Source organism: Bifidobacterium cebidarum, from assembly GCF_009193305.1.
Lineage (GTDB): Bacteria > Actinomycetota > Actinomycetes > Actinomycetales > Bifidobacteriaceae > Bifidobacterium > Bifidobacterium cebidarum.
In genome coordinates, this window is the sequence record NZ_WBVS01000001.1 from 127840 (window position 1) to 140138 (window position 12299).

General features: G+C 59.7%; 7 protein-coding genes. 2 read left to right on the top strand and 5 right to left on the bottom strand.

All coding sequences use genetic code 11. The annotated features are described in order from the left end of the window. Window positions 1-205: 205 nt before the first annotated feature. The 5 genes from F7D08_RS00505 to F7D08_RS00525 all read right to left on the bottom strand — a co-directional run bounded on the left by F7D08_RS00505 (window position 206) and on the right by F7D08_RS00525 (window position 9148). Complete coding sequence (locus tag F7D08_RS00505) at window positions 206-5332, bottom strand: acyl-CoA dehydratase activase-related protein (protein ID WP_152209083.1); 5127 nt, start codon at window positions 5330-5332, stop codon at window positions 206-208. A 206-nt stretch (window positions 5333-5538) separates the two neighbouring features. Next, on the bottom strand, window positions 5539-5835 hold the full coding sequence (locus F7D08_RS09780) for a hypothetical protein (protein ID WP_152208809.1): 297 nt from the start codon (window positions 5833-5835) through the stop codon (window positions 5539-5541). A gap of 48 nt (window positions 5836-5883) precedes the next feature. Beyond that, on the bottom strand, window positions 5884-6726 hold the full coding sequence (locus F7D08_RS00515) for a carbohydrate ABC transporter permease (RefSeq protein WP_152208810.1): 843 nt from the start codon (window positions 6724-6726) through the stop codon (window positions 5884-5886). A 1-nt stretch (window position 6727) separates the two neighbouring features. Continuing rightward, window positions 6728-7714 carry a carbohydrate ABC transporter permease gene (locus F7D08_RS00520; protein WP_226803219.1) on the bottom strand — a complete coding sequence of 329 codons (987 nt, stop codon included), beginning with the start codon at window positions 7712-7714 and terminating at the stop codon, window positions 6728-6730. 189 nt (window positions 7715-7903) lie between these two features. Then, window positions 7904-9148 carry an ABC transporter substrate-binding protein gene (locus F7D08_RS00525; RefSeq protein WP_193316124.1) on the bottom strand — a complete coding sequence of 415 codons (1245 nt, stop codon included), beginning with the start codon at window positions 9146-9148 and terminating at the stop codon, window positions 7904-7906. 380 nt (window positions 9149-9528) lie between these two features. Here F7D08_RS00525 and F7D08_RS00530 point away from each other — a divergent pair, with 380 nt between their 5' ends. Together F7D08_RS00530 and F7D08_RS00535 are read left to right on the top strand one after the other, a co-directional pair. Beyond that, entirely contained in the window at window positions 9529-11076 is a 1548-nt protein-coding gene (locus tag F7D08_RS00530; RefSeq protein WP_226803221.1) for a glycoside hydrolase family 31 protein, read from the top strand. Window positions 11077-11231: 155 nt separating this feature from the next. Beyond that, the gene (locus F7D08_RS00535; RefSeq protein ID WP_152208812.1) at window positions 11232-12284 is read left to right on the top strand and encodes a LacI family DNA-binding transcriptional regulator; all 1053 of its coding nucleotides are present in this window, start codon (window positions 11232-11234) and stop codon (window positions 12282-12284) included. The last annotated feature ends 15 nt before the right edge of the window (window positions 12285-12299 follow it).

Sequence of the window (12299 nt, forward strand, 5' to 3'; positions counted from 1 at the left end):
GAATGCCCGCCAATCGGCTATATAAAAAACCGATAGCGGGTGCTTGCGCTGTCAGACGCAAAGTCGAACATGCAAAGCGCAGCTTACTGCTGTGGAGTGTTTGGGCGGCGGGTGACGTCTTCAGACCGTAAGCTTGGCCGAACGGCCTTGAGTGTGTCGGAAGATGTCACCCGCCGCCCAGACACGGCCTAGTGACCATCAGACATCAGTCAGCAGATGTAAAGCCCTGCGGCTCGCCAGCTTCGGAGAACTTCGCCAGATGCGCCTTCTTGGCGGCTGCGATCATCAGCTTGATGCGGTTGAGCTGGTTGGCTTCGGAGGCGCCTGGATCGTAGTCGATGGAGACGATGTTGGCTTCCGGATGCAGTCGGCGAATCTTGCCGAACATACCGCGGCCAGTCACATGGTTCGGCAGGCAGGCGAACGGCTGCGCGCAGATCACGTTCGGGCAACCCTGTTCGATGAGCTCCAGGATCTCAGCCGTGAGCAGCCAGCCTTCACCAGCCTGCACGCCGATGGAGGTGACTTCGCCGGCCTTCTGCACGAGTTCAGGCATCGGATCGTCCTGCTTGAACTTGCCGTGAGACAGTGCGATGGCCTTCTTGATCGGCGCATTGTACAGGTCAAGCCCCCAGCGCATCAGGGCGTACAACTGCTGGTTGCCGCCCATGCCGAGGTTCTTCTCGTTCCAGTCGGTGATGTAGGGGCGGGTGGTCATGAATTCCATGATGCCCGGTACCACGGCCTCGCAATCCTGGGATTCGATGACGTCCACCACATGGTTGTTGGCGTCCGGCTGGTACTTGACCAGAATCTCACCCACCACGCCGACGCGTACCTTGCGCGGAATGTCCTTGAGCGGCAGTGCGTCGAAGCTCTTCACGATCTCCTTGGCGAGCGTGCCGTAGGGCAGGTATCCCTTCTTCAGCCACGGGGTCTTGGCCGCGGTCTTGGAGTAGCCATGGTGCTCGATGGTTTCGCGCACGATGGTGTCCCACTGCTCATACAGCTTGTTGGCCGCACCCTTCTCCACCTCGTATGGACGTACACGGTAGAGGCACTTCATCAGCAGGTCGCCCAGGATCAATGCCTTGATGGCGCGATGCAGCATCGGCACCGTGGCCTTGAAGCCCGGATTGTCCTCCAGGCCTTGCGTGGAGATGGCGATGACCGGAATCTGCGGGTATCCGGCATCGATCAGAGCCTTGCGAATCAGGCCGAAGTAGTTGGTCGCACGGCACATGCCACCGGTTTGGGTGATGGCCAACGCCACATGGTCGGGATCGTACTTGCCTTCGAGAATCGCGTCGATGAGCTGACCGATCACCATGATGGCCGGATAGCATGCGTCATTGTTCACATACTTCAGGCCGGTTTCCACGTCACCGCGGCTGGCGTGCTTCAACACGTCGAACTTGTATCCGCCGGAGCGGATGACCGCTTCCACCAGCGAAAGGTGGATGGGGCTCATCTGGGGCGCCACGATGGTGTAGTCCCGCTTCATGTTCTTGAGGAACTTCTGGCGATGGGCGTAACGGCTCATCGTGGCGTTGTTATGCGCGTTCTTCTTGACGTCCTTGGGCTTCTTGGAAGACGGCTGGTCAACAGTACCGTTCGAGCCAGCGAGCACGTTCTTGGCATTGACCGCTTCGGCGAGGTCACGCCGGGCAGCCTTCTTGGAAGCATCCCGCATCGCCTTGGTGAGTTTCGGGTTGGCAGCCATAGTGGTGTCGAGCAGCACCTGACGGCCCGGGGTCGGCGCCTTGGAGCCGGTCTTGCGGAAGCCCATCGGCTTGGGTCCGGCAGTGGCGGTCTGCGCCTGAGTGGAGTCGCCCTGCTCCGCCTTAACCTTGGCTTCGGCGGCTTCGACTGCGGCCTGAGCTTCGGCAAGGGCGGCCTTGGCAGCAGCCAGGTCAGCCTCGGCCTTGGCTTTGGCGGCTTCGCGAGCCTTGGCTGCGGCTGCATCTTCCGCTTGAGCTGCGGCATCGACGATTGCCGTCTGTCTGCTCACGGTCTGAGCTGCGGCAGCTTCACGAGCCTTGTTCGCCTCACGTTCCTCGACTGCGGCTTTAAGCGAACGCAGTCGAATCTTGGCGGCACCCAGGTTGGACACCTCATCGATCTTGAGCAGCGTGTACACATCGGCCTTGTCAGCAAGGATTTCGGCCACCTGATCGGTGGTGATGGCATCGAGGCCACAGCCGAAGGAATTGAGCTGCACGAGTTCGAGGCCCGGGTAGGAGGCGACGAAGTGCGCGGCCGCGTACAGTCGAGAATGATAGGCCCACTGGTTGGTGACGCGCAACGGCATCTTGGTGACGGTGCGGTCGCCCACATGGCGGAATCCTGCCGCGTTCTTAGAGCGCGGATCCTGCTCGCCTTCGGCGAGGAAGGCGGTGAGGTTGAGCTTCTCCCCCGGCTGCAGTTCGCAGATGGAATCCTCGGACAGCACCACCATACCCAGCGAACAGATGGTTTCTGGAATACCGTGGTTGATTTCTGGGTCGATGTGGTACGGGCGGCCGGCGAGCACGATGCCGCGGCAGCCATGCTCCTTCATGTAGGCGAGTGCCGCAAGGCCTTCCTGCTGCACGTCGTGCTTGAAGACCTTGTCTTCGGCGTAGGCGGCCTTGACCGCGGTTTCGGCTTCCTCACGGGTTACGTTGGCCCATGCGAATTCCTCGACGATGCGATCAACCATGAGCTCATGGTTGGCAAGGTTGAAGTACGGGTGCATGTAGCGCACATCCGGGTCGCGCAGTTCGGGCATGTTCGCGCCTACGACCAGCGGATAGTTGGCCACCACCGGGCAGTTGTAGTGGTTGTCGGTGTTGGGAACCAGGTTCTCCTCGTAGCTCACGCACGGATAGAAGATGGTTTTGACACCCTTGTTGAGCAGCCACTTGATGTGGCCGTGCACCAGCTTGGCCGGATAGCAGATGTTCTCGGATGCAATGGATTCGATGCCGGTTTCGAACAGCTCATGGGAGCTACGGCCGGAAATCATCACCTTGAAACCGAGTGAGGTAAGCAACGTGAACCAGAACGGGTAGTTCTCGTACATGTTGAGCGCGCGCGGGATGCCGATTTCGCCACGGGTGGCCTTTTTGTCGGTAAGACGACGGTAGGCGAAGCAACGCTTGTACTTGTAGTCGTAGAGGTTCGGGCGGTCGGAACGCTTCTTCTTGGCATCGCCGCCACGTTCGCAACGGTTGCCGGTCACGAAGCGGGAACCGTCGGAGAACGTGGTGATGGTGAGCTTGCAGTGGTTCTGGCACAGCTTGCACACATCGCGTTCGGTGGTCATCGACATGTTGTCGAGCGCTTCGCCGGTCAGGATGGAGCTGGCGGTGTGGGCCACGCCGTCCACGATCACCGTATGGACTTCCGGTGCAGCTGCTGCAGCAGAACCGTCAGCACCAGTCTTCTTGAAGCCATCGGTCTTGGCTTCAGCCGGTTGCTCTTCTTCACTACCGTCAGCCTTGACCGCCGTATCCAAATGGTCGGCTTCGTCCTGATAATGCATGCGGGCAGTCAGAGCTGCACCGAATGCGCCCATCAGTCCGGCGATGTTCGGACGGGTGACTTCGCGTTCGGTCAGCAGTTCAAAGGCGCGCAGCACGGCATCATTCAAGAAGGTGCCGCCCTGTACCACCACAGTGTCGCCCAGTTCGCCGGAATCACGCAGTTTGATGACCTTATACAAGGCGTTGCGCACCACGGAATAGCACAGGCCTGCCGCAATATCCTCAATCGAGGCGCCTTCCTTCTGCGCCTGCTTGACCGAGGAGTTCATGAACACGGTGCAACGGGAACCCAGATCCACCGGATGCGTGGAAGCAAGCGCCTTCTGCGTGAATTCCTGGATCGTCAGGCCCATGGACATGGCGAAGGTCTGTAGGAACGAGCCGCAGCCGGAGGAGCATGCCTCGTTGACGGCGATGGAATCGATCACACCGTCGGTGATGGCTAGGTACTTCATGTCCTGGCCGCCGATGTCGATGACGGCGGTGACGCCGGGGCTTACCATTTCGGCACCGCGGTAGTGGGCCATGGTTTCCACCACGCCTTCATCCAAGTGCAAGCCGGTGGTAATCAGGCCTTCACCATAGCCGGTGGCGCACGAGCGTGCGATCCACGCGCCTTCAGGCAACTCGGATTGAATCTTCTTGACGATATTGATGGCGGCGGTCAGCGGGCTGCCTTCGTTGTTGGCATACGACGACCAGACGATTTCACGATCGTCGTTGACGAGCGTGGCCTTGATGGTGGTGGAACCAGCATCGATGCCCAGGAAGTGCGGGCCGTGCGCGCCTTCGAGCGTGCCGATATGAATGTGTTCCTTATGGTGACGCTTGTTGAATGCCTCGCGATCGGCTTCGGTGGGGAACAGCGGCGGCATGGTGGGCGTATTGGAAGGCAGGTTCTTAAGTTCTTCCAGACGCTTCAGGATTTCAGCGCAGGTGTGCGCTTCGAAATGGTGGCCTTCATCATCGGAGTCGATGTCGGCCTGCAAGGCGGCACCATACGCCACGTAGAGGTGTGCGTTGGTGGGCACGATGAACTCGTCCACCTTGCCTTCAAGCGCGCGCTGGAATGCGGCGCGCAGCTCGGACATGAAGAACAGCGGACCGCCGAGGAAGATCACGGTACCATGAATCGGTCGGCCGGATGCGAGGCCTGCGATGGTCTGTGTGGCCACGGCGGTGAAGATGGAGGCCGCGAGATCCGGCTTGGCGGCACCATCGTTGATCAGCGGCTGCAGATCGGTTTTGGCGAACACGCCGCAACGTGAGGCGATCGGATACAGGTTCTCGTAGCTTTTGGCCATTTCGTTGAGGCCTGCGGCATCGGTGTCCAGAAGCGTGGACATCTGATCGATGAACGCGCCGGTACCGCCTGCGCAGGAGCCGTTCATACGCTGCTCGGGGGTCGGCTTCAAATACGTGATTTTGGCGTCCTCGCCGCCGAGTTCGATAATGACGTCCGCCTGCGGGTATTCCTTGTCGATGGCTTCGGTTTCGGCGATGACCTCTTGGATGAAGGGCACATGCATGTTGTCGGCCAAGGCCAAACCGCCGGAGCCGGTGATGGCCAAGCGAATCGGCTCATCGCCACGGCCAAGTTCCTCCAGCTTCTTGTGAATGTCCACGAGCAGGCCGGCCACGGTGGCACGCACGTTGGCATGATGACGACGATAATCAGAGAACAGAGTGGACTTCAAAGAGTCGGATTGATCAAGCACGACCGCCTTGACTGTGGTGGAACCGATATCCAATCCCACGCGCAGAGGCTTGGCGTTACCTGATACGGCTGCTGCGGCAACATTCACGCCCGGGGCGGTATTCGCGTTCGCCCGAGTCCCTTCGCGGGCGGTGCGAGTGGCATCCGTGGTCACGTTCGATGCGGTATCAACCATGTGTTCCTCTTAGCTTCGGCCTCCGGGATAATCGCCTTCTCACGCCGCAAGGAACTCAGAACCGCCTCGGACGGCTGGCAGGCACCCTGCGGACGGCTTCGCCCGGCTACTTCTTCGGGTTAGCTTAGTCTGACCACCTGCCCAACATGGCATTCGCCTTCGTGATTTCGCTCACGGAAAGCATGTTTTTCAACATTTTCAAGATATTGTTGGTTACGTATGCAAAACATCCATAACCATGCCGTCGCGCCGTTCGCCGTCAGGCCACGGTCGTCGAGCCACAGGACTCCACGATAATGAGCGGTTGCTGCGGCATGGCAGTAACCTCCTTGAAAGCAAAGTCGCCTCCCCGGCGACACCGTCGACATCGTCGAACGGCGTGCGCTGGAAAGGCGCCATGAAATGAAATCAATCACGAACGGGATGGTTGCTCCGAAACCGAAGCAACCATCCCGCCTCCCGAATCACCCCTTCACCGATCCAGCTACCAGACCGGAGACGATCCACTTCTGACAGAAGATGAAGAAGACGAACACCGGAACCAGCGCGATCACCGTGATGGTCATGAACGCAGGCCAGTTGGTGGTGAACTGGCTCATGGAGTTGAACACCTGCAGGATAATCGTGCGATTGTCCGTGGAGGACAGGAACACATTCGGCTGCAGGAAGTCGTTCCACGTGGACAGCGTCTGGAACACGACCACGGTCGCCAGAATCGGCGTGATCATCGGAAGGACGATCTTGTAATAGATCTTGAACGGGCCGGCACCGTCGATGCGCGCCGCTTCCAGCACCTCCATTGGCAGCTTGCGCATGTATCCGACGATCAGGAAGTAGCAGAAAATCGAGTTGACCAGATACAGCGCGATCAGGCCCCACAATGTGTTGACAAGATGGAGGTTGGCCTCCATGCGGTACTGCGGGATCAGCGTGGCCTGCAACGGGATACAGAAGGCTATCATCAGCACGGCGCCAACTCCGGCGGTGAACCAGCTTTTACGCAGGATCATGCCATATGCGGCCAGGGAGCCGATGAACAGCTGAAGGAACACCGCCACGACCGTGACGATCAGCGAGTTCAGAAAGCTTCGGGCGATCGGCAGGTTGGCGAAGGCATCGATGTAGTTCTGGATGGACCATGTCTCAGGCAGTCCGAACGGAGACTTCGCCATGTCGATGGAGGTCTTGAACGAGTTGACGATGATGTAGTACAGCGGGAGTGCCATCACAATCGCTACGGCGTTGATGAGAATCGTGCGCGCCCATACGCCGATCTTCGCCCTGGTGCTTGGCTTGAGCTTGTTCATATTATGCAAACCTCCTAGAGATGGCACCGGTAAGCGCCGCCTGCCCGAGAACCACGATCAGGCACGCCAACGTGAACAGCACCGCCAGCGCAGAGCCGAGACCGTATTGTGACTGCGAAATACCGTGGACGATGATTGCCTGGGTAATGGTGTTCGTGGAATATCCGGGACCGCCTTTGGTCATACCGAAGGGCAGGTCATACACCTTCAATCCATTGGTGATGAGCAGGAACGTGGAGACCACGATTCCGGGAATGAGCTGCGGCAGCGTGATGTGGATGAACTTCTGGAATCCGCTGGCACCATCGACGGCGGCCTGTTCGTAAAGGTCCGTGGGAATCGCCTGCAGATACGCCAGATACAGCGTGGCGTGCCATCCGACCGCCGCCCAGATGGCTACGAAGATCACGCAGCCGCGGGCCAGGTTCTCATTGGCCAGCCACGGTACGGAATCCAGTCCCATCGACACCAGCACGGAATTAAGCGCGCCCGTTTTGAGCGGGGAGAGGATGAAGCTCCACACCATGCCCAACACAATCAGCGAAGGTACTCCGAGGAAGAAGAACAGGGAGCGGGCGAATGAGCGGCCGTAGAACTTCGTGTTGAGCAGAACCGCCAGAGGGATGGCTATAACCGTGGTGATCAGCGTGGTAGAAAGCGCGAACAGGATGGTGAATCCCAGACCCACCAGCAGGGAGGGATCAGTAAACACTTTGCGGTAGTTGTCGAAGCCGACGAAATTCACGTCGGGGTTCAATCCGGTGTAGTCGGTGAAGGAGTAATACACCGTCTGGATCAGGGGGATCAGCGTCAGCACGACGAACACCGCGAGGACGGGAATCAGGAATCCGGTGGACGATGCCGATTCAACGAATCCGCGGGTCTTGTACCACGGCGTCTTGCGGACGTCATCATGACCACCAACTCTGGCATCGCCGCTGCTGTCGGACTGCCGCATCATTGCGGGGTTGCATGTTTGTGCCGTCATGTCTTTATTGCCTTTCCATAAGGAGTACGTCGGGGCGAAGCTTTCGAGGCGCAAGGGAGAGGAGAATCGTCAGGAGATTCACCCCGACCGGAGCGGCGGCTGGCACTGGAGCGTGGAAACCCAGCACTCAAAGAACCGGTCGCCGCTGATTTGCGCATTCGCTTTGATTGCGCATTCACACCAATCGCGTTACTTGGCGTTGGCCTTCCAGGTCTCGTCCATGTGCTTGGCCACCGAAGCGGCGTCCGTACTACCCTGGATGAGCAGCTGCCACTGGGAGGTCATCTCTGTGGCCATCACGTTGCCGTTCTGGGACCAGTTGGTCCAGTAGTACTTGCCGGTGGTCACGTACTCGTCGTAGATATCCTGCAGCTGCGGAGCCACGTCGGCGGCGTATTCGGAGGAGACGGAAATCTGGCCGATGTTCTTTTCCTCGAGCTTGAGTCCCTCTTCGGAGTTCATGAAGGCGAGGAATTTCTCGGCGGCCTTGAGCTTATCGCCGTCGATCTTCGAGGAGATGGCGAACGGAGAGTCCGGGCCACCACCCACGTACGGTTCGCCGCCTTCCACTGCGGGGAACGGAGCGGTGGCGTAGTCGACGCCGGAGGAGTTCAGATCAGGGAAGTCCCACGGGCCGGAACGGAACATGGCCAGCTGACCGGTCATGAATTGCTGTTTGATCTGGTCGTTGTTCACGCCCACGACTTCCTTGGGCATGGTGCCGGAGTCGATGAGCTTCTGCCATTCCTTGATGATTGGGGTCCACTGCTTCTCGAAGCTGCCGCCTTCGCCCATTTCCGGCCATTCACTGGTGTCGATGCCCTGCTTGGCGTAGTAGCCGCCGAGCATCGGCTGGAACGAGCCGGAGACGACGGTCGGATCGTCCATGTACGGCGTGATTCCCGCAGCCTGCAGTTTCTTGCCCAACTCGCAAAACTCGTCGATCGTCTCAGGCACGGAATCGTATCCCACCTGCTTGAGCAGGTCCTTGTTATATACGATGACGCCGACCCATGCGGTGGGACTCATGCCGTAGACCTTACCGTCGCGGGTATAAAGATCCTTATTGGTGTCCGGGATGGAATCCATGAACGACTCACCAGTCAGATCCTTGGCCAGGCCGGCGTCCAGCACTTCGTTACGCGTCTCGATGGACATGTGGAACACGTCAGGCAGCTGGTTTCCTGCAGCACGCGTGGTCAGCGTCTGCGCGTAATCGGAGGCCTCACCCTGTGCGGTGCTCAGGTCGACCTTAATATCGGGGTTGGCTTTCTCGAAAGCCTCGATGATGGGCTTGACCTGATTCTCGTTGTTCCACGAGAAGTAGGTAATGGTGGTTTTGCCGGAATCGGCCGTTCCGCTACCGCATGCTGCCAGAGGAACGATCATCGCCGCCGCGGCCACAGCCGCGATGACGGTCTTTGCGAGCTTCATGATGCTTCTTCCTTCCTGCGATACCCACTTTGGTACCGCCAAGATTGTTAAGCCCGGTTCGAATCTCGAGGCCACCATGCCCCTCCATTGCGCACCGTTTTGATTTGTTAATACGTATGAGTAACTACGTGCCTTCAGTATGCCACCACGGTGTCAATGCGGCAAAACGGCGTGTCGCTACAGCTCTATCATTGCAAAACGTCTATAAAACAGCAGTTTTGCAGCACATAAAGCAACGAACGACACACCCCACCTCACACAATAAAAAATCACGCCACGCCGAGATTTGTAAAACCATATCTCCGTCGTAATAATACGTATTAGATATACGCAGCACTGCAGCTGCATCAGACACATACCTCACATAGGAAAGAACGACCATGAACGATATGGCCCAATGCACAACAATCGACCTGCTTCCCGATGAACGCTGGTGGGGAGGCCGGGCCGCCGACGGCCGTTTCATGCCGTTCGGCGCACAGCCGTTCGACTGCGACCTCGCCGCATGGAAGCATGAAGACGGCCAGCTGCCCGAAGCATCGAACCAGAGCGCTCCCCTGCTCATCTCCACCCGAGGACGATATATATGGGACGACGAGTCGTTCGCGTTCTCCTTTGAAGACGGTCACCTGACCATCCGCTCCAGCCGGGTGGCCGACGTACGGAATGCCGAGGGCGGCACGTTGCGCGATGCCTTTCTCGCCGCAAGCCGGAACCACTTCCCCCCATCCGGCGCTACGCCCGCCAAGGCCATGTTCACCAAGCCGCAATACAACACGTGGATCGAAATGCCCTACCGTCCAACCCAGCAGGCAGTGCTCGACTACGCCGACGCGATGCTGGCCGCCGACATGCCCCCGGGCGTGCTGATGATCGACGACAAGTGGAGCCCCGACTACGGAACCTGGACCTTCGATCCGGCCACGTTCCCGGACCCGCAGGAGATGCTCCGTCAGCTGCACGGCAAGGGATTCGACGTCATCGTATGGCTGGTGCCGTTCGTCAGCCCCGATTCCGCGGTGTTCCGCGAGCTCGAGGCACGCGGGTTCATGCTGCGCGACCGTCACGGCCGCACGGCCATCCGCCGCTGGTGGAACGGGTTGAGTGCCGTGCTCGACCTGAGCAATCCCGAAGCGCGACAGTGGATCCGCGGTCGGCTCGACGCGCTGTGTGAGCTCGGCGTGGACGGCTTCAAGTTCGACGGCGCCGACCTGTATGACTTCCACGACGACGATCTGCCGTCCACTCCGATGACGGCCAACGACATGTGCGAACAATGGGCGGCCATCGGCGTGCACTACCCGTTCAACGAATTCCGCGCCTGCTGGAAGATGGGCGGACAACCGCTCGCGCAAAGGCTTCAGGACAAGCCCGCCGCTTGGGATGAGCATGGCATCGGTTCGCTGATTCCGGAGATGCTGGCACAGGGCATGATCGGACAGCCGTTCGTCTGTCCCGATATGATCGGCGGCGGCGAAGTCAACAGCACCAAGCATTCGGACGTGGACCAGGAGTTCTTCGTCCGCTACGCGCAGATCGCCGCGCTTTCCCCGATGATGCAGTTCTCCACCGCGCCCTCCCGTGTGCTGGACAAGCGGCATCTCGAAGCCGTACGCAAGGCATTGGCTATTCGCGAGGATTATCTGCCGACGATTCTGCGGCTTGCCGATCATGCGGCGCAAACCGGCGAGCCGATCATCCGCCCGATGGCCTACCACTTTCCTGACATGGATACCGTCACCGACCAGTTCCTTCTGGGCAGTGACATCATCGTCGCCCCCTGCATGCAGCGTCATGCGGTCTCCCGGCGAGTATCGGTTCCCGAAGGACGATGGCGTGCGGACGACGGGCAAATCATCGCTGGGCCTGTCGTCATCGATACGCCTTGTCCGCTCGACAGGCTGCCGCGTTTCACGCGCGAAAGCTGATCGCATGGCTTGCATCACCCCCTCGGTCGATGGGATAACGCCGACTAGGAGACCGACATCTTAAGGAGTTAGCCGCACGGGCTAATATCGAATAGCGGCGTGTCAACGACGCGACCGCCGGCGCATCCCGCCGAAATGCAACGCAAGAGGACCTCATGACCACCAGACAAGCCGGAACCCGACCGCCGACCAGCAAGGACGTCGCCGCCCTGGCGGGCGTATCCCAAAGCACGGTGTCGTTCGTCATCAACGGCAAGAACACCGTGTCCGAGGCGACACGACGGCGGGTCAAGGAAGCGATGCGCAAGCTCAACTACCAGCCGAACGCCGGCGCGCGCACCTTGAAGACGAACCGCACCAACATCATCGCGCTGTTCGTGGAGATGAGCGAGACCATCGACGCCAACGAGACCACGCCATACATCGATGCCATCGTGCGCAGCGCACGCGCACGCGATTACGACGTCATCCTCACCACCACGCATGACGGCGTGGCCGCGCTCAAGCGCATGGCCGGCAAATCAATCTGTGACGGCTTCATTCTCATGGATGTCAGCCGTGAGGACCCCCGCATCCCGATTGCCGCCGAGCTCAGCCAACCTGTCACGCTTGTGGGTCGTGCGACCAACGCGCGCGGACTGGACTGCGTGGATGCCGACGCCCGCAAGGCCGCCCTGCTGGCCGTGGACGAGCTCGCCGACACTGGACATCATCATGTCACGATGATCGGCACACCGTTGGGCACCAATCCGAACGAATACAACTTCGTCGACGAGTTCTATACCGCGGCACATCAACGCGCGGACGAACGAGGGCTGGGATTCTCCATCGTGCAGCGACTCGGCGAAGGCTGGACCGGCATCGAAAAGACCGCCGACCAGCTGCTGCTGCACGCCGACAACCGGCTTGGCATCATCGTCCGTCAGCCTCAACCGACCGAATGGCTGCTACGCACATTGCGCCGGCATAACGTGATTCCCGGGCAGGATGTTTCCGTGGTGTCATACTGCTCGGACTATGCCGCGGCATCATTCGAATGGCAGGTCACCAACGTGTCCACCACGCCGGAGCAGCTCTCGGAACGAGCCGCTAATCTGCTTTTCGACCGTCTCGAAGGCAATCGCAACCGTGACGCGCGCTGTGAGCTGATTGCGCCGGCGGGCATCACCCGCAGGGATACCACCATCGATTGGAACGCCCGCGAATAGCTTGTTTTGGCGTCC